Annotated in this window: 18 protein-coding genes and 1 tRNA gene; 10 read left to right on the top strand and 9 right to left on the bottom strand. The window is 53.4% G+C overall.

The features are described from left to right. The first annotated feature begins 34 nt into the window (after positions 1-34). From ACM6IM_RS18985 to ACM6IM_RS18955, 7 genes are all read left to right on the top strand, one after another. Positions 35-730 (top strand): ABC transporter permease, encoded by a 696-nt coding sequence (locus ACM6IM_RS18985; protein WP_201193943.1) that lies wholly within the window; start codon positions 35-37, stop codon positions 728-730. Further along, positions 727-1,416, top strand: coding sequence for an ABC transporter permease (locus tag ACM6IM_RS18980; RefSeq protein WP_192307510.1), 690 nt, complete (start codon positions 727-729; stop codon positions 1,414-1,416). The genes ACM6IM_RS18985 and ACM6IM_RS18980 overlap by 4 nt, the downstream gene beginning before the upstream one ends. After that, positions 1,397-2,647, top strand: a complete 1,251-nt coding sequence (locus ACM6IM_RS18975; RefSeq protein ID WP_414866002.1) for a methyltransferase — start codon at positions 1,397-1,399, stop codon at positions 2,645-2,647. The genes ACM6IM_RS18980 and ACM6IM_RS18975 overlap by 20 nt, the downstream gene beginning before the upstream one ends. Positions 2,648-2,925: 278 nt before the next feature. Further along, a complete protein-coding gene (locus ACM6IM_RS18970; RefSeq protein ID WP_414866001.1) occupies positions 2,926-4,167 on the top strand; it encodes a nucleoside deaminase in 1,242 nt (413 codons plus the stop codon). Positions 4,168-4,286: 119 nt separating this feature from the next. Then, a tRNA-Thr gene (locus tag ACM6IM_RS18965) sits at positions 4,287-4,362 on the top strand. Positions 4,363-5,149: 787 nt separating this feature from the next. Then, entirely contained in the window at positions 5,150-6,127 is a 978-nt protein-coding gene (locus ACM6IM_RS18960) for an integrase domain-containing protein (RefSeq protein WP_414866000.1), read from the top strand. Continuing rightward, entirely contained in the window at positions 6,124-6,405 is a 282-nt protein-coding gene (locus ACM6IM_RS18955; protein ID WP_414865999.1) for a hypothetical protein, read from the top strand. Before ACM6IM_RS18960 ends, ACM6IM_RS18955 begins: the two co-directional genes overlap by 4 nt. Before the next feature lie 239 nt (positions 6,406-6,644). Here ACM6IM_RS18955 and ACM6IM_RS18950 read toward each other — a convergent pair whose 3' ends face one another. Beyond that, complete coding sequence (locus ACM6IM_RS18950) at positions 6,645-7,679, bottom strand: hypothetical protein (protein WP_414865998.1); 1,035 nt, start codon at positions 7,677-7,679, stop codon at positions 6,645-6,647. A gap of 1 nt (position 7,680) precedes the next feature. After that, positions 7,681-8,853, bottom strand: a complete 1,173-nt coding sequence (locus tag ACM6IM_RS18945) for a hypothetical protein (RefSeq protein WP_414865997.1) — start codon at positions 8,851-8,853, stop codon at positions 7,681-7,683. 723 nt (positions 8,854-9,576) lie between these two features. Here ACM6IM_RS18945 and ACM6IM_RS18940 point away from each other — a divergent pair. Both ACM6IM_RS18940 and ACM6IM_RS18935 read left to right on the top strand, forming a co-directional pair. Next, a complete protein-coding gene (locus ACM6IM_RS18940) occupies positions 9,577-10,434 on the top strand; it encodes a DUF262 domain-containing protein (protein ID WP_414865996.1) in 858 nt (285 codons plus the stop codon). Positions 10,435-10,439: 5 nt separating this feature from the next. Beyond that, on the top strand, positions 10,440-11,270 hold the full coding sequence (locus tag ACM6IM_RS18935) for an HNH endonuclease family protein (protein ID WP_414865995.1): 831 nt from the start codon (positions 10,440-10,442) through the stop codon (positions 11,268-11,270). A gap of 1,188 nt (positions 11,271-12,458) precedes the next feature. Here the strand turns inward: ACM6IM_RS18935 and ACM6IM_RS18930 are convergent. Then, positions 12,459-13,019 carry a hypothetical protein gene (locus tag ACM6IM_RS18930; protein ID WP_414865994.1) on the bottom strand — a complete coding sequence of 187 codons (561 nt, stop codon included), beginning with the start codon at positions 13,017-13,019 and terminating at the stop codon, positions 12,459-12,461. A 438-nt stretch (positions 13,020-13,457) separates the two neighbouring features. Further along, the gene (locus tag ACM6IM_RS18925; RefSeq protein WP_414865993.1) at positions 13,458-13,700 is read right to left on the bottom strand and encodes a CopG family transcriptional regulator; all 243 of its coding nucleotides are present in this window, start codon (positions 13,698-13,700) and stop codon (positions 13,458-13,460) included. A gap of 625 nt (positions 13,701-14,325) precedes the next feature. On the opposite strand from ACM6IM_RS18925, the gene ACM6IM_RS18920 reads away from it, so the two are divergent. After that, positions 14,326-14,679 carry a DUF6124 family protein gene (locus ACM6IM_RS18920; protein ID WP_414865992.1) on the top strand — a complete coding sequence of 118 codons (354 nt, stop codon included), beginning with the start codon at positions 14,326-14,328 and terminating at the stop codon, positions 14,677-14,679. Between the two features lie 106 nt (positions 14,680-14,785). Here ACM6IM_RS18920 and ACM6IM_RS18915 read toward each other — a convergent pair whose 3' ends face one another. The 5 genes from ACM6IM_RS18915 to ACM6IM_RS18895 form a co-directional block, all read right to left on the bottom strand. Next, on the bottom strand, positions 14,786-15,496 hold the full coding sequence (locus tag ACM6IM_RS18915; protein ID WP_201193955.1) for an SDR family NAD(P)-dependent oxidoreductase: 711 nt from the start codon (positions 15,494-15,496) through the stop codon (positions 14,786-14,788). Between the two features lie 43 nt (positions 15,497-15,539). Then, complete coding sequence (locus ACM6IM_RS18910; RefSeq protein WP_414865991.1) at positions 15,540-16,196, bottom strand: DsbA family oxidoreductase; 657 nt, start codon at positions 16,194-16,196, stop codon at positions 15,540-15,542. Beyond that, entirely contained in the window at positions 16,193-16,414 is a 222-nt protein-coding gene (locus ACM6IM_RS18905) for a tautomerase family protein (RefSeq protein ID WP_414865990.1), read from the bottom strand. The genes ACM6IM_RS18910 and ACM6IM_RS18905 overlap by 4 nt, the downstream gene beginning before the upstream one ends. A 223-nt stretch (positions 16,415-16,637) precedes the next feature. Beyond that, positions 16,638-16,922: a helix-turn-helix domain-containing protein gene (locus tag ACM6IM_RS18900; protein ID WP_414865989.1), complete on the bottom strand. Its 285-nt coding sequence runs from the start codon at positions 16,920-16,922 to the stop codon at positions 16,638-16,640. After that, positions 16,912-17,229 carry a transcriptional regulator gene (locus tag ACM6IM_RS18895; protein ID WP_414865988.1) on the bottom strand — a complete coding sequence of 106 codons (318 nt, stop codon included), beginning with the start codon at positions 17,227-17,229 and terminating at the stop codon, positions 16,912-16,914. The genes ACM6IM_RS18900 and ACM6IM_RS18895 overlap by 11 nt, the downstream gene beginning before the upstream one ends. Between the last annotated feature and the right edge of the window lie 287 nt (positions 17,230-17,516).

The following is a 17,516-nucleotide window of genomic DNA, read 5'->3' as shown; positions in this document are numbered from 1 at the left end:
CCGGCCTTGCCTGCCGCGATTTGAAAAGAAATCCATGATTATCGACCTCTACGGATTCGGCCCGGCGCTCGCCGCCGGTGCGCTGATGACTGTGAAACTGGCACTCTCGGCCCTGTGCCTGGGACTGGTGCTGGGTTTGCTCGGCGCCCTGGCCAAGACCTCCCCGTACAAGCCGCTGCAATGGCTTGGCGGCACCTATTCGACATTGGTTCGCGGCATCCCGGAATTGCTCTGGGTGCTGCTGATCTACTTCGGCACGGTCAACCTGATGCGTGCCCTGGGCGAGTTCTTCGGCAAGCCCGACCTTGAACTCAACGCCTTCGCCGCCGGCGTGATTGCGCTGGGGCTGTGCTTCGGCGCCTACGCCACGGAAGTGTTCCGCGGCGCCATCCTCGCCATTCCCAAGGGCCATCGTGAGGCCGGCGTGGCCCTGGGCCTGTCGAAGTGGCGGATCTTCACCCGGTTGATCATGCCGCAGATGTGGCGCATCGCCCTGCCCGGCCTGGGCAACCTGTTCATGATCCTGATGAAGGACACCGCGCTGGTGTCGGTGATCGGCCTGGAAGAAATCATGCGTCACGCGCAGATCGGCGTGACCGTCTCCAAGCAGCCGTTCACCTTCTATATGGTGGCGGCGTTCATGTACCTGGGCTTGACCGTTCTGGCCATGGCCGGCATGTACTTCATGGAAAAACGCGCCGCTCGCGGCTTCGCCAGGAGCACCCAATGAACTGGGAAGTCATCATCAAGTGGCTGCCGAAACTGGCCCAGGGCGCCACGCTGACCCTGGAACTGGTCGCCATCGCCGTGATCGCCGGTCTGCTGCTGGCGATTCCATTGGGCATCGCACGCTCGTCGCGCCTGTGGTGGGTGCGGGCATTTCCCTACGGCTACATCTTCTTTTTCCGAGGCACGCCGCTGCTGGTTCAACTGTTCCTGGTCTACTACGGTCTGGCGCAGTTCGACGCGGTCCGCAACAGCGTGTTGTGGCCGTACCTGCGCGATCCGTTCTGGTGCGCCACGGTCACCATGACCCTGCACACCGCCGCCTATATCGCCGAGATCCTGCGCGGTGCAATCCAGGCCATTCCACCGGGCGAGATCGAAGCCGCGCGGGCGCTGGGCATGTCCCGGAACAAAGCGCTGTTCTACATCATCCTGCCCCGTGCCGCGCGCATCGGCCTGCCGGCCTACAGCAACGAAGTGATCCTGATGCTCAAGGCCAGCGCCCTGGCCAGCACCGTGACCCTGCTGGAGCTGACCGGCATGGCCCGCACCATCATCGCCCGGACGTATTTGCCGGTGGAAATCTTCTTCGCCGCCGGCATGTTCTACCTGCTGATGGCTTACGTGCTGGTGCGCGGCTTCAAGCTGCTGGAGCGCTGGTTGCGCGTCGATGCCTGCCAGGGGCGTTGATGCCGGTGTGCTGACGGGCGAGGCCCTGCTCGCCCGATTCCAGGCGCTGGACGCATTCCTGATCGAACACCAGGCGCTGTGGAAACCTCGTCCGTTTACTCATCTGCACCTTCCCTGGGAAGCGTCCTACCCCGAGCTGGCTTCATGGCTACGCAGCCGCTCGCTGGACGACGCGGAAAACGCGCATAACCAACCGGCGCTGCTGGACGCGCCGGAGCCGTTTGCCTCATTGGCGGCGCGGTCTGTTGCATTGAGCGCGGTCGGACCATTGCCCGCGCATGCACTGGAAGCCGCCGGGCACCGGTTGAACGTCGATGTGCCGGGGCGCAAGTGGCAACAGATCGAAGCGTTTGCCAGCCGTTTGTCGTTCGCCAGATCGCCCACGCACTGGCTGGACTGGTGTTCCGGCAAGGGTCACCTGGGACGACGGCTGCTGCAGACCGACCAGCAACTCACCTGCCTTGAACACGACCCGGCGCTGGTGGCGGCCGGCCAGGCGCTCAGCCTGCGTCATCATTTGCCGGCGCAGCATGTCGAGCAGGATGTGCTGGCACCCGATGCCGCGTCATTACTGAGTGCCGCACACACGCCCGTGGCCCTGCACGCCTGTGGCGACCTGCACGTGCGCCTGATCCAGCTCGCCAGCGCCGCAGGCTGCAAGCAACTGGCCGTCGCGCCATGCTGCTACAACCGGATCGATCTGACGCACTATCAGGCGGTTTCCTCGGTGGCGGCTCGCTCCAAGCTACAGCTGAGTCTCGACGACCTGTCTCTGCCGATGAGTGAAACCGTTACCGCGGGCGCTCGCGTGCGACGCCAGCGCGACCTCTCCATGGCCCGGCGCCTGGCATTTGACCTGTTGCAACGGCAACTGCGAGGCGTTGACGAGTACCTGCCCACGCCGTCGCTGCCCAGCGCCTGGCTGGACAAACCCTTTGCCGACTACTGCCATCATTTAGCCGCGCTCAAGGAGTTATCCACAATCGGTACGCAGGACTGGCCAGCCCTCAAGGCGGCTGGATGGCGGCGGCTGGCAGAAGTGCGCAATCTGGAGCTACTTCGCGGACTTTTCCGACGCCCACTGGAGCTTTGGCTGGTGCTTGATCGAGCACTTTTCCTCACCGAGCAGGGTTACACCCTTCGCCTCGGCACCTTCTGCGAAACAGCGCTCACGCCGCGTAATTTACTGATGCTCGCGGAGCGCGATCAAGCCGTCGCAGCCTGTGGATAACTCTGTTGATGAAATATCATGGATCCAATATTTACAGCTGTTTCAGGCTTGAAACCAATTTGTTCAATTTTCGTACACAGGTAGAAAAAACCACAAAAACAGGTATTTGCGGCCAAATGAGAACGGATCCACATTTTTCTCCCGCGTCAAGTGCATCAGGCAGCCCGTTGTGCATAAGCGTTAAGCCAAAACAACATAAACACCCGGAAAATCCTCGACTATCTTTGCCAGGCGTCAGAATTCTCTGACCTCAGGGACCAGCAAGGAGCTAAGCAATCATGAGCACATTGAACAGTGCGCAGGAAGCCGTCGATACCGTCGCCAATCAAGCCATTTACGCGGCGCTGCAACAGACCTTCGCCGTGGGCGGCGCCATCATCAACAACGCAACGGGCGAGCTCATCGCCGCTTTGCACAACAACGTACTGATGCCTTTTCCCGGCAACACCACCACCTGGTTTCTGCCCCACGACCCGACCGCCCATGGCGAGCGACAACTGGTGGACTGGTATTACCAGAATGCTGTGCGCCTGAACCTGCCCGCACCCGATCAGTTGACCGTGGTCACCACGCTGGACCCCTGCGCCATGTGCGCCGGTTCGCTGCTGACCGCCGGATTCAACGTCGCCGTCAGCGCGATCGATGACTACGCCGGCATCAACTACAACAGCCAGTTCAACTTTCCGTCATTGCCACCGACAATCCGCCAGCAAGCCCAGGGCACCTGGGCTTACTACGCCGTTGCGGCGCCGGTGAGCCGCCCCTACCAAGGCTCGACCCGCCCGGTGTTCGGCGGCGAGAGCATCGACTCGGCGGGGTACTTCCTCTGCAGCTCGATCTTCTCCGCCAGCGTCAACACCGTACGCGACGCCAGCAACAACAGCGGCCTGCCACCGGACCAACTGCAAAACCCGGCCACCCTGCCCGCCAACAGCAAAGTGCGCCAGGCACTCACCGCGCTCAGCCCGTTCGCCCTGACCGTGCAATCGGCCAACCCCCGCGACCCGGGCGTAGAACTCGCCGCCCCTCTGCTGAAAACGGCGCAGCAAAGCCGGGTGTTCAATGCGGTCGCGCTGATCGACCCCTTCGGCAACCTGCTGGCGTGCCTGGGCGGTGCGGAAGACCAGTCGCCGATTCGTACCGCTTTCATGGAAACCACCCGCAACTACGCCGTCATGCGCTGGACCCTGATGAATGACCCCGACCCGGCCGTCCGCGCCGAAGCCGGGCACTACCTGACCCACCCCAAATACGGCACCTTCGTCTTCCTCTACGCCCCCGACCCGAGCACACCGCAAGCCGTCATGACCTTCGGCGCCTACGGCTCCACCATGGAAGGCCCGGTGCCACAGAGCTACCCGTCCAACCTGCAATACGTGCTGCTGCCGGGCAACACCACGGCCCAGGCACTCTCGACCCTGGCCCAGAACCTGCCGCCGTTCTACACCCAAAGCGTCCAGGTCGCCCCCGCCCAGGTGCTGAGCCAGGACCTGATCAACGCCGTCAGGAACGGCGTGTAACACCACCCCGGCCCGCCCCGTGGAAGCGTCTGCGGGGCGGGTCTGACGAGCGCGTAAAAATAGTCTGAATTCAGGGGTTTACAGAACCAACCCAATCGCTATAATCGTCGCCCTAACACGCCGGTATAGCTCAGTTGGTAGAGCAACTGACTTGTAATCAGTAGGTCCCGGGTTCGACTCCTGGTGCCGGCACCATACAAAACAAAGCCCCTGCAGAAATGCAGGGGCTTTGTTGTTTCTGGAACGTCCACATTTCGTCCACACCTTGGAACCCGTGGGAGCGAGCCTGCTCGCGATGAGGCCGTCAAATCCAACGACGATCCACTGACCAAACAGAACCTTCAAAGCTACGCCACACCGTGGTGGTTCTCCCAAAGTGCGATTAGCGTCCGGCGGCTCGCTCAGTCACAGCGATGTGATGGATGCCTACTTTTACCAGCGTGCCCACTGCGGCAACTCATTCCCTTTCATAGCTGCCCTGCAGCAACCTATCCGCTTGGCCATTTCATTGCGCCAACCCGCGCCCGTCTCTTTCTCCCGGAAAGAGACGGGCGCTCCTACCGCTGCTGCAGCCCAAATCGTACAAGGCTTTGCGGCATTCCCCCTCGTGACAATCGGCGTGACAAACACCGAAGTCACCAGCAACAGCGATGCAGACGATGGTGTCGCAGCCCAAGGAATGGACTGCACCTGACTGACAGTCAGGCATGCCCCGGTCATCGCATTGCTGCTTGCACCTGGCTCAGGATCTCGCGGCACTGGTCTCGTCAGCCAATGCAGCCTCCACCCGCCCACCGGTGACGGTGCTCAGGAGGCCAGATCATGAGATGCCCTTGCTCCCGGTCGTAAGGAGCCGCCAGTCCCGCGTTAGCGGACAACCCTCACAGGTCGCAGGGGCCTTGACCCCTGATAACACTCAACATTCTTGGCGGGATGACGTGGGGAAAGTTTTAAAAGTTTTGGCTTCGAGAGGAGTTCGATCATGGCATTGGTAGGTAGACGGGATGGGCGCAATTTTGGCTATGGCCGGCAACTGAGTTATGCCGGGCCGCAGGCGTTACGCGATCTCTTTGGCGATGGGCATTACGGCACGGTCAAAGCGCACAGTGATCGCTGGCAGGCATTTGTACGGTGGTGTCGGTCGGAGGATGGGCCGGGTTTTAACGACGCGCGACAGATTGATCGGCAGACCTTGCTGGACTACGCAGGGCATCTGCGCCTGCAAGTTGACCAAGGTGAACTCACCATCGCCACTGCGCAAAACCGATTGTCCAGCGTCAACCGGACCATGGCCGCGCTTCGCGGTGATCAATATGTAAAAGTGCCAAGTCCGAGCAAGGCTTTGGGAACGCAGCGCATCACCGTGCGCACGACAAATCCTCAAGGCCAAGATCACGAACACGTGAAACGCATCGTCGAGGCGCTCCGCGAAAAGCATCCGCGTGCCGCCGCCATCGGACAATTGGCACGCGCCACTGGCATGCGTCTGCGCGAAGCGGTTCTGGCCGACCTACCGCGACTCAAGCGTGAAGCCGAACACTACGACAAGATCAACATCCAGGACGGCACCAAAGGTGGCCGCGGCGGCGCAACTGCGCCTCGTTGGATCACGGTGGATGACCATATTCGCGAAGCGCTCAGGTACGCCGAACAGGTCTCTCCCGACGGTAGCCGCAACCTGCTGGCACCGAACGAGAGTTATCTCGATTTCCAACGGGAAATCGTCCGCCCTGCCCGAGATATCCTCCATACGCACAACCTCAAAGGCTTCCACGAACTGCGCGCGGCTTATGCGTGCGAACGCTATGAGCAGATCACCCATCACCTAGCGCCCATCAACGGTGGCAGGTGCAGGTGCCTCGATCCAGGCCTTGATCGAGAGGCACGCATACAAATCAGCTATGAGCTGGGACACGGTCGAATCGACGTGGTATCGGCGTACATCGGTAATCGGACATGATCAAGCCATTCGATATGGAACTTTTCCTGGCTGGTGTTCTGAATGGCTCGCATGCTACACGGGAGCGTCATTTACTCCAGGCAAAAGCCATACAAGCGGCAATCTCTGATCGCTGGCACCTCGACAATCCATGGACTTGGAAGCGAAAGCACCTCGAATGGTTTCTCAATTGTCACCTAAACCAGCACTCGCGATTTACGCGATATTACTATCTGCTCACTGTGCGCATGTTAGCTCGTCGTTTAACAAAAAGCTGGGAGTTCAATCAACAAATCTAAAATTAAAATAAATTATTTAGAATTTATAAGATTGAGAAAACAACCCGCCAAAAATTTTCTGCGGAATACCAAACACAAAACAGCCAGTTTAGAAAATTTACTTTATAGATGACACTGCCTAGCTCCGAAAATCTCAGATTAACGGACGTATCATTGAAATACACCCATGCACGCGCACTATAAAATTAGTCCCCGCGCACGAATTTAAGTAGCAGATTTTAACAATAGAATCAGTCAAGCTAGAGCTTTCTCTCCAGCATATACCCCATTAAATTCTCCTCTAGCTCCGAAACTAAATTACCAAACTGCAACATTCTAGTGTAATCATGAAATATAATATTTCTTATTTTATAAACTTTATCACCAAAACTCATCCCCTCTAAATCTTCGGCCACAGCAGTAAGTAGAGCATCGAGAGACAAACTTGTGGTTTCACACGCCGGATTCAAAACCTTGTTTATTCGAGTCTTTTCTTTAACTATGGACTTAAACTCATCCATATAATCTTTCAGCTTTGTAATTGACACCTCATTATCAGCATTTAGCTTATCTTTCACTAACTTTAGCTTTTCCGAAAAGTCCGCAGCCATAAAAACTTCTACAATTTGATAAAGATAAAAAAAACGTAAGAACGGATCTTTAGCAAAAGGAGACAGCTCACAAATTATCGTCCTTACATAATCTGGCCAAATTGTACTAATTTTTGGCTTTATATTTAAAGCAATGTCATATGAGACAAGCGTCCGACCTGTTACTCTCAGTGCTTCATTCGGATTATCTCTAAATACTCCATATCTGGCAAAAGATGCAAAATAGAGCTTATAAAAATCATCCTCTGTTGTTTTTAGCTTTTTTAACCATACAACACAGTAGTACACCCCAGGGGAAAATAGGGCTGATTGGTTCTCTGCCTCGGCCGCCTCAGAACCAATTAAATCATAAAGATTAGTCATAGAATCGTTACAAACTTTTTGTGCCGCTATCAATGCGTAGGCGGCGTACAGTGGATCTCCATTTTTTGGATGCTCTCGGGAAAGAATTGCTTGCCGAGGTATTAGGTAACCAACAGTACTATTTCCTACTTTCAAGGTAGAAATTTCTACCTCAGCGATATCTCTACCTACGGTCATTTTGGTGATGAGGTATTCCGACGAAACAATAGATCCAACATAAGTCTGATCCATGTCATCAGGAACAGGGAGTTCAAGAAAATTCCCTGTGGGAGTTTTGTAAAGAAAATACTTTACCTCCCTTATCTTAAATCCATTGTCCATTTCAAATACCGATCTTTAATGCGCTTTTGAACGCTTCTTCCTGAGACTTATGCAAGTTCAAATAAGAACCAGACTCCCTCCAAAATAACATTTTAAAGAACTGTCTAAAAAACAGTCTTTGAGCATTACCAATTCTCTTGGACCGCTTGTTCAAGTTCTGGATTGACTCATTCATTGCAATAATAAAGTCTTCTTCATCGGTGCCGACTTCCAGGCCTTCAATTGGAAGATCTACAAATGAACTAACATCGCCACCATCGCGAAGCATGCCTATTGCCGCGCCAAACCCAGATATTGCTTGAGCTCTCTTGAAGGCTTGCAGGCCAGTATTTGCCCACACAGTTTTGCTAGGCTTTCCATCTGACTCAGGATCATCCTCACGTAGATCGTCGTCGTTCGGCAGAACGATGTTGAAATCGTTTACCTTACGTACAAATTTATCCCAAGCCAAAACAAACTCTCTAAACAGATCTTGGTTACTATTTTCCTTAGCTAAGTTTTCAAGGCTCGCAATATTATCCAGAATATCACCGCGATCCAGAGGGGATTCGCTCCTTTCAAGATACGAGTTAAAACCCTCGATAACATCCCTGAAGTTATACCCACTTAACTGACGCGCCCGCGCACCATCAACCTCTCTTAATAACTTTACACCTTCAATATCAGTGTCCAAAAAATCTAAATACATTATTTCAATCTGATGCCTAAGAGACATAGCCGTCTGCCCGGTATTAAGAGTCAGCATGCGATACAATATGCCAAGCCTATTTATACCTTCATAAATCTCGCATCTAATTATGCTATTCAAGAACCTCTCATGCACTTCCGGCTGATCAATAGTTTCTGTTTCCACCTCCATCAAAGTATGGCTTCGTTGCAAACCATCCAACAAAACGAAACTCTCCGCATCCTCGGTGATCGCTCTATTTAGATCAACTTCCAAAGTACCAACAGGCTTCCGGTAAGCAAGTACGACAGGTGGCATTACGCAACCAGAAATTATATCCGCCTTTAAAAGTGAATATATTGACTTTGAACCTCTAACTTTTTTCCGTTGAAATTCATTAGACTTAAATATACTTTTTGCCAGACCAAGATAATCACTAACTTTAATTTCGATCATTACGCTATTTGCAGAGACCTTTCCATCTCTCAGCGTTGATTTTATATGCATAAAACACTCCCAATAAAATACACAATATAAATAACAGACTTCACTGGACACACTTTACATCAATACACCCCAAACACAAATTGACGCGACGATCTCTACCTTGGCCAGCTCACAGCAACTACTTATCGTCCCACCTGCTGCGGCCGGATCAAGGGCCGACTCACTAGAGAGTTTACCCATAAAAAACGTATCGAGCCCATCTAATAATAGCGTACCTGGGTGATAATTCAACTATTCATAACGCCTTTAAGTTAAAACAAATAAGATACCCCCCAAAGCATAAACCTCCACATCCATTAAGTTTACATTTATGTACAGCTTCAGCTTAGAACATCGGACTAACACACTTTTAGAAAATAAATAGATCGACCCAAAGCCCCTGCTGTGAGCAACCGTTTTTCTAGCGCTGCACAATAAAAACGAAGGTTCACTGAAATGCAGGACTTTGTTGCATCTGGCATTCAGGAACCTACCTCCCTCGCCCTCCCCCTCTTAGGAACTGCCGAAGGATGCAATCTTTTGACCTCGACGCAAATCCGATTGCCCTCTGGATAAAAATGCAGACTGCTCCAACCTCCTATGTCAGCAAAAAACAAATCGGCCACCTATTCCTAGAGCCGAGCTCGGCTCGCCGGATTGTAAACAAACGGTGTTAAAAGGTAGCGATTCAGGGATGATATGGCTCATGGCCGCCACCCCCTCAATTTATAAGGACATTACCCCGTGGAACCCTCAACAACCATCCAAAAAATGATGTCTAACAACCGTATCGTGGTGCCCGCCTACCAGCGTGCCTATTCCTGGGAGACACCCACCGATAACAGTAGCCGCAGCACCCAGACTGACGTCTTCCTTTCAGATTTAGAAGAGTACCGAGCCAGCAATACCCGAAGCCCTTACTACTTCGGGCATTTTCTGTTTGAGGAAGCCGGACACCTCTTTCGGGTGATTGACGGCCAGCAGCGTCTGACTACCCTTACCTTGTTTCTGGCGGCGCTGTTCGCCCGGCTCAAATCCCTTCGTGAGTTGACCGACCCCGAGCACATTTGCTTCGAAGACTTGATAAGGCGGCGCAGCGAAATCCGCTTCAGCACCGTCGACTATGACAATCAATTATTCATCGACTACGTAATTGACCAATCCAAAACCGATCACAATGGCCTTGAAACCGCATCCGCCCAGCGAATCGTTCGGGCATTCGACTACTTCAAGGCGCAGCTTCGAGATAAATCGGAAGATTATTTGACTGAAATGTTAGCAATCGTCTGCCAGTCGGTTTGCACCACACACCCGGTGCGAGATGAGTCAGAAGCGATTCAGGTGTTCATCTTTCAGAACAACCGCGGCAAGCGCCCCTCGAACCTTGAAGTCGTCAAGGCGCAGTTTATGTATACCGTGCACTTGCGTGGCTATGACGACGCTCATAAGGCGCAGGTAATCGCTGAAATCAAAGGGCGATTCGAGAACATCTACAAGTCCATCTCCTCCATTGAATACCGCATCAACGAGGATGATGTATTGCTATACACCCTTCGTGTTGATTTCAACTCTCTATGGGAAAGCAATACTCTGGAAAAATAGGGAAAATGCTCGCTGGAAAGGAGCCCATCGAGTTCATTAAGTCATTCACCCGATCGCTGTCTGCCAGCTTCCTCCACCTGTCCGACTTTTTTGGCAAGCACGAGAAGGAACATTTCCAGATCCATTCGTTGGTCACGCTCAGCGGGATCGCGATTACTCTGCCGTTTATCATCAAGGCCTATCGTTACGCTTTGCCGATCACTGACATTGGGGCGCTGTGCAGCGCTTTTGAAGGTCTGATCGTGCGGCATCGATTAATTGGTACGCGTGCCGACATTACCGCTCGAATCAACGGAGTTTATGAAGCCTTTACCACCAAAGACAGCAGTATCACACCGATACTGGAGCACATCGAATGGTTGAAAAACACGGATCAATCCTGGTGGGCCTATTGGAATACCGAGAAATTGAAAGAAGCGCTGCAGGGGGAAATCAACCATGCCACAGCCAAGCACCTGCTCTGGAAATATGAAATTCACCTAGAGTGTCGCGGCCAGCGAGGCTATATGCCCAAACGTTTTGACACCATCCAGAGCCCAGAACTCGAGCACATTGCACCCAGGAGTGAACCCGCAGGCGTGCCCCACGGATACGATGAATACGATGAAACGTTCACCTCTGAATATCTGAACTGCCTCGGCAATTACCTACTGCTTTCCAAATCCCATAACTGTGCTGTGGGGAATATCGTATTTTCCAGAAAACTGGCTACCTACACACACAACGCACAGCAGCGAGAAATAACAACGTTCGTCGCCGATAAGCATATTTGGGGGAAGGACGCGATTCAGTTAAGGCACGACAAAATAATTGAAGCGTTGATGTCAGAGCTATGAGGCGGTGCTCATCCTTGGACGCGCTTGCGGGCTCAGGCTCTAGGTCTGGCTCAATCTCAATAAATTGCTACTCGCCAATTAAGCCCCAGTTCGATTCCACTGAACGCCATAACTAGCTAATTTATTTATAGTTACTATTTGGGGTATGCCAAATTTTCCACCGACTTCCAGACCCGCAGAAAACCTAGCCTCCCCGAAACATACCGTTCGTCTGGTGCCGGCACCATACAAAACAAAGGCTCGCAGAAATGCGGGCCTTTGTTGTTTCTGACATCCAGAAATCCAACGCCTAAAAACACCCCCGCAACCCCCTGTAGGATTTGCCGAAGGCTGCGATCTTTTGATCTTCAGATTTCGCCCCCAACGCGGATCCGGTTGCCCCGAAAAAGATCGCAGGCTACACCAGCTGTCACGCCGACAGAGCCCACCGTTAACCTCGATAGGACGTCCCCCTATAGAGCCTTTTGGGATGCTGGCAGCATCGTTCTCGAGAGCGGTGGTACGGCTGTCGAGGTTCCGGTTAAGTTTGATGTAAAAGGCATCCTTGGATTGCTTGCCCAAATGCGCCTCGCAAGCCAACCTGGTGGTAAGGTGCCAAACGTGTAGCAAATGGAGGTATTCGTAGCGTCGGACTCCACCAAAGTGAAACTCCTCAGCGACAAGGCTCGCCAAGCGCATTACTGGGCTAGAGGCTTTAACGATAGGAGCACAGGGTCCGTCTTATATACCGCTCCAAATATCGGAGGCTGCGCCTCGGAGCTGTTTTAAATTGCCGACGTAATTGCGTACATATGCCCCCACGCGGCGCACGCGAAAGCCGAGCTACCCTTCTTCCATGAATTGCTTTCCTCTGTGAGAAGCCAAATCAGAAACGAATACAAATTGGGAATATAATAAGCCGTAGACAAAAGCGGAAACAGGAACCAGAAATAGGATCAGATTTATTTCTATGGCGTGGCTTTTGAATCACCACCTAAACCAGCATAGTGAATCGACGCGCTATTACTATTCGCTGACCATGCAATTATTCACTCATCGCTCAGGAAAACCCTGGCAGTTCAACCGCTAAACGAAGGTCAGAAAACGGTCCAGAAGCAGACGGTCACCTAAGATAAGTTTCGATCTCAAACGGCCCCCAATGCTTGACATTGGCCTCCGAAGCGGCGGGCGTAGCACGGAACATAACTTTTAGGACGTTGTACATTGATCTCTTTGAAGGAAATCTTTTAGCGCGGCCTGATAGAGCGTTAATGGTTGATTGTTCGCATTGAATAGGGCGAAGGGAATCATTGTGAGATGTGAGAACGACGTGGAGCTTATTGAATACGTTTTTTGCCTACAAACGCTGCGATCTTTATTCAGTATGAAATTAAACTTGAAAAGGCTTGGCCTTGTACACCAGCTAGGAATTAAACCAAGACTCAAGCCCGTTAAGTAATCTTGTGCGCAAGCGCCGCCAGATGAAAATTCTGAAATTCTTATTTCTAATGTAGGAAAGGTCGAAGCTGTAGGGTTTGAGCTGGCATCTTGCGCACCTGGAATTAACTTTAGTGTCGCTGCATATGCGTCCTTGCCAAAACGACTATCTTTCCATGGAGAGTTAATTTCGTAACTGAAGCTGAAGATATTTTCTTTTTCTTCGGGTTCAATGTATTCGTTGATTGTCGGCTGCGACGAATAGGATGTGCAACCAGAACATAATATTGCAATACTGATAAAAACAAACCCATTTGCTATTAAGCGGTACATACTCAGCTTCCCCCAGCCATTAATTAGCCGACATATCTGTCGCTTGATAATTTATTGGATGCAACATAGCGCCTCATCCACACGCATTTTTTGAATCAGAATAACAGAGAGGCCTGTAAGCGCGACATCTGAAGGACGATAACGTGCTGACATCTCAAAAATCCCGGATTCGATTCCACCGAACGCCATAACTAGCTGATTTATTTACAGTGACTTGTAGGGGCACGCCAAATTTTCACCGACTTCCAAACCCACGGAAAATCTAGTTCGGCTGACTGCTATCGTTCGTCTGGTGCCGGCACCATACAAAAAACAAAGCCCCTGCAGAACTGTAGGGGCTTTGTTGTTTCTGGAACGTCCACTATTTGTCCACACACTGAAACCCGTGGGAGCGAGCTCGCTTCGTCTTCCAGGTTTTTGAGGGCTTTTTCAAGCCACTCAACCCGCATTTTTGTCCCAGCGGCGGGCGCGCATTGCCGCAACTTGGTCATCGGTGGCGAATTTACCTTCATCAGCCTCTTCAACCGCCCGTTCAATCTGCGCAGTCAAAGCTCTCTCGTGCTCGATGTAGTCGCGAAGGACATCCATCGCCAGATAGCTCACGGTTTGGCCATTCGTTTTGGCCATATCGGAGAGCGAGTTCGAAAGGTCTTCCGGCAGGTTCAGGGATATCCCGGTCATGGCAGCCTCGATGGTGAGCGGTTGATGAACATCTTAAACCGGCAAGCGCTCACTTGGATTAGCAAGTCGTCGCAACGATATTTCAATTTTTCGCAGTGCCGGATTTTTGGAAGTGGTCACGCGAATTGATGGATCAAAGAGAAGCGGGGAACTTGAGGATGCTGTGCTTTCCAAGTGATTGGAAACGTCAGCAGCAATGGGCGCTGGTGTAAGAGGACCGTCGGAAATTTCCCCTTCGTTCTATGGAAATACTCCGCTGACGGATTTGTTTGTCGGATGTTTGGTGCTTGTTTAATCACGCTGCGCGTCACTTCCTGAAAGCTACAAAACCTTGCGGCGCTGCCTACGGTTACGCCAGAATCCGCCGGCTTGTGAGGCTTTACTGCGGGTTTTATCGTTGACCTGCCACTGGTGTTCAGTGGCCGGGTTTAGTAGCCCGTGGCATTAGAAGTTCGCACTTGCATCCGTTCTACAGGTATTTGATGCCTGAATTTGATGGTGGCTGTGCGTAGGGCGCCCTTGGGCGCGCCGGCTTTCTTCTTTTCCCCGGTCTACTAACCTGCGTACAGCTGCCACCCCACGTTTAGTAGCGTGGGAGGGCGCATCACTTCAGGAAAAGACGATTATGGTTAAGCCCACACCGAACCCGCCGGGGTCCGAACAATCTCCACCGCATCAAAGCTCCACATCAGAAGATCTCAATGAGGGCGATGATCTCGAACTCGATCAAAACACCTTCGAATTCAAATCCACCCCCCGCACCCCCTGCACGATGTACACCGTCAACCCCGACATCGACGTGCAAACCCTGCTCGGCTGCGTCAGCGAATCACTGGCGTCCGCGAGCGTCATCACCATGGACATTGCCGACCGCGAGACGGGCCCCAGTCGTAATTCTTTGCTGGGCATTCACCAGATCATCATGCTGGCGGAAATCTCGGTGAACCGCGCACTGGATCAGCTCGATCCGATTGAATGAACCACGGCATTTCCCGGAAACGCTGGCGAATGATTTTTCGACCCTGCAAAACAAAGCCCTCGTATCGCTACGAGGGCTTTGTTGTTTGCGCTGTGGACAGCCGGTCTTAGTGACCTGCGCTCTGGCCACCGTCGACGTGGAGGATTTCGCCGGTGACGAAGTGGGCGCTGTCCAGGTACACGACCGCCTGGGCAATGTCGCTGATTTCGCCCATGTGGCCGACCGGGTGCAGGGCGCCGAGGGCGGCGTGGGTTTCTTCGCCGTGCATCGGGGTCTTGATGATGCCGGGGGACACCGCGTTCACGCGGATGCCGCGTTTGGCGTATTCGATGGCCAGTGATTTGGTCGCGGCGTTCAGGCCACCTTTGGTCAGGGAAGCCAGGACCGACGGGACGCCGTCGATGGCGTGGTCGACCAGGCTGGTGGTGATGTTGACGACGTGGCCGCTGCCTTGTTTTTCCATCTCGGCGATGGCGAGTTGGGTGATGTAGAAGAAGCCGTTCAGGTTCACCGACAGGACGTTGGCGTAGTCTTCAGCGGTGTATTGGGTGAAGGGTTTGGCGACGAAGATCCCGGCGTTGTTGATCAGGGTGTCGACGCGGCCGAAACGCTCGATGGCTTCGCGGATGACTTTCTGCGCGACTTCCGGGTGACCGATGTCGCCGGCCACGGTGAGGATGTCCGGGTCGGTGGACGGTTGGATCGAACGGGAAGTGGCGACGACTTTGTAGTCCAGGTCACGGAAAGCCTTGACCATGCCTGCGCCGAGACCTTGGGATGCGCCAGTGATAACGATGACTTTTTTCGAATTGCTCATGATGAACCTCTGCTAATTGATAAATGTTTGAAAAAATAAGTAATCAGGCTTCGGCGGGGGCCTTCGCCATTTGTCTCAACATCTGCTCGTAGTACTCGACCGACTGTGAACCGGACACCAGGTGGCGACCGTTGAGGACCATGGCCGGCACCGAGTTGATGCCGCGCTGTTGGTAAAAGCCTTCCAGCTCACGCACTTCCTCGGCGAACGCGCCGGAGGCCAACACGTCTTTCGCTGCCGCTGCGTCCAGGCCTGCTTCGGCGGCCAGGTGAACCAGGGTTTCGCGATCACTCGGGTTCTGGCCATCGGTGAAGTAAGCGCGCAGCAGGATCTTCTTCAGTGCCACTTGCCGCCCTTCCTGCAACGCCCAGTACAACAGTCGATGCGCATCGAAGGTGTTGTAGAAGTGGCTGCGCTTCTCCAGGTCGAAGGTGAAACCGATGGCTTCGCCACGGGCGATCTGCATCGCTTTGCCGGCCGCCACGTCTTCGGCGGTGCGCCCGTATTTGCGCATCAGGTGTTCGACGGCTGGCTCGCCTTCGGGCGGCATGTTCGGGTTCAGCTCGAACGGCTTGTAGGTGAGTGCCACCGAGACTTCTCCGGCGACGTTCTCGATGGCCTGCTCCAGCGCCGTCGCACCCAGTGCGCACCAGGGGCACACCACGTCGGAGATGAAGTCGATGGAAACCTGCGCCGTCACGATTTGCCCTCCTGCTCAGTCAGCTGTTTACGGTACTGAGTGGTGGTAATCCCGGCGTAGCCCCAGTTATCGGTGTCGACTTCTTCGATCACGATGTGGGTCAGGTGCGGGTCCTTCTTGAGCACGCGTTGCAGCGTCTCTGTGATTTCAGCGATCACCTGAGCTTTCTGCTCAGAGGTAACGCCATCGCGGGTGATGCGTACGCTTACGAAAGGCATGAGGAAGATCTCCAGTGACCTGCTCATCGGGATGATGGGTAGGTGTTGGAGCCAAATGTAGGCGCATGGACGGGGGGGATAAAGGTGGGGGCGGGAACATCATTAGTTACGCTGTGTAATAGGTTCGATCCTGACAGCGCCTCCCCCGTACTGAGAACAAGCAGCACTTAACCAACCGGCGATCAAAATTCGCCAATGGCTTTGATCATCGTTCTATCGGACATTAAACAGGCTGGAGGTCCCGCAAAGCCTCAGGATGCTGACTCGCGACACGCAAAAGCGTCTGCGCCGCGCCAGTCGGTTGCCGCCGTCCTTGCTCCCAATCCTGCAAGGTTCGCAAGCTGACGCCGATCAATTTGGCGAACGCACTTTGAGAAATACCCATTTTCGCCCGCGCTTCAGCCGCCGCCGAGAGCGGCACCTCGGTCACACGAGCCGCTTTGCCGGCCTTCATTTGACGCACAGAGTCCAGCAAGTCCTGCTGGAATTGCTCCAGTTCATTGACCATTGCTGATTTCCTCCTTCAATTGCTTGAGAAACGCTGCAGGCAAGTTGTCGAATTTTGCCTTGGTGTAGGCGATCAACAACCAGATAGAGCCTTCTGAAAGCGTGTTGTAGTAAATGACGCGAGTACCGCCTTGTTTACCCATTCCGTCACGGGACCAACGAACTTTGCGCAGACCGCCGGTGCCCCTAACTACATCTCCGGCCAACGGATTAGCCGCCAGCCAGGTAATGAATTCATGACGCTCATCATCATCCCAGATGGAGTGCGCGTAGCGCTTGAAAACGGCTGTTTCGATAACCGTGAACATACATCACCAATATACGGCTTTGCCGTATAGCTGGGCAACGCACGCCTGTCTGATTGGTCTATGAAAAATATGTCTTGAGACATGGCATCCGCATGCGCATAAAAGCCAGGCGCCACTGACATCCTTTTGAACTGCTCGCCGCATATTTCAGCCCATAGGGGCTGCGATGACGATCAGCCTGTTCCCTTTTCCCCGTGGAAACTGCCGTGGCTCCACGCAGGAAATGACTGATGGGCCCGAACGCCAATTTGCATAAGCCAAAAAGCCCCGAAAACTGTAGACATGAA

The organism is Pseudomonas sp. IT-P12 (genome assembly GCF_949767465.1).
Lineage (GTDB): Bacteria > Pseudomonadota > Gammaproteobacteria > Pseudomonadales > Pseudomonadaceae > Aquipseudomonas.
This window is presented reverse-complemented; position numbering and strand designations above follow the sequence as displayed.

Coding starts and splice junctions, on each gene's coding strand:
- ACM6IM_RS18960 (WP_414866000.1), top strand. CDS start 5,150: ATGGCATTGGTAGGTAGACGGGATGGGCGCAATTTTGGCTATGGCCGG.
- ACM6IM_RS18970 (WP_414866001.1), top strand. CDS start 2,926: ATGAGCACATTGAACAGTGCGCAGGAAGCCGTCGATACCGTCGCCAAT.
- ACM6IM_RS18925 (WP_414865993.1), bottom strand. CDS start 13,700: ATGACCGGGATATCCCTGAACCTGCCGGAAGACCTTTCGAACTCGCTC.
- ACM6IM_RS18905 (WP_414865990.1), bottom strand. CDS start 16,414: ATGCCTTTCGTAAGCGTACGCATCACCCGCGATGGCGTTACCTCTGAG.
- ACM6IM_RS18980 (WP_192307510.1), top strand. CDS start 727: ATGAACTGGGAAGTCATCATCAAGTGGCTGCCGAAACTGGCCCAGGGC.
- ACM6IM_RS18985 (WP_201193943.1), top strand. CDS start 35: ATGATTATCGACCTCTACGGATTCGGCCCGGCGCTCGCCGCCGGTGCG.
- ACM6IM_RS18920 (WP_414865992.1), top strand. CDS start 14,326: ATGGTTAAGCCCACACCGAACCCGCCGGGGTCCGAACAATCTCCACCG.
- ACM6IM_RS18945 (WP_414865997.1), bottom strand. CDS start 8,853: ATGCATATAAAATCAACGCTGAGAGATGGAAAGGTCTCTGCAAATAGC.
- ACM6IM_RS18975 (WP_414866002.1), top strand. CDS start 1,397: ATGCCTGCCAGGGGCGTTGATGCCGGTGTGCTGACGGGCGAGGCCCTG.
- ACM6IM_RS18955 (WP_414865999.1), top strand. CDS start 6,124: ATGATCAAGCCATTCGATATGGAACTTTTCCTGGCTGGTGTTCTGAAT.
- ACM6IM_RS18895 (WP_414865988.1), bottom strand. CDS start 17,229: ATGTTCACGGTTATCGAAACAGCCGTTTTCAAGCGCTACGCGCACTCC.
- ACM6IM_RS18935 (WP_414865995.1), top strand. CDS start 10,440: ATGCTCGCTGGAAAGGAGCCCATCGAGTTCATTAAGTCATTCACCCGA.
- ACM6IM_RS18930 (WP_414865994.1), bottom strand. CDS start 13,019: ATGTACCGCTTAATAGCAAATGGGTTTGTTTTTATCAGTATTGCAATA.
- ACM6IM_RS18915 (WP_201193955.1), bottom strand. CDS start 15,496: ATGAGCAATTCGAAAAAAGTCATCGTTATCACTGGCGCATCCCAAGGT.
- ACM6IM_RS18950 (WP_414865998.1), bottom strand. CDS start 7,679: ATGGACAATGGATTTAAGATAAGGGAGGTAAAGTATTTTCTTTACAAA.
- ACM6IM_RS18900 (WP_414865989.1), bottom strand. CDS start 16,922: ATGGTCAATGAACTGGAGCAATTCCAGCAGGACTTGCTGGACTCTGTG.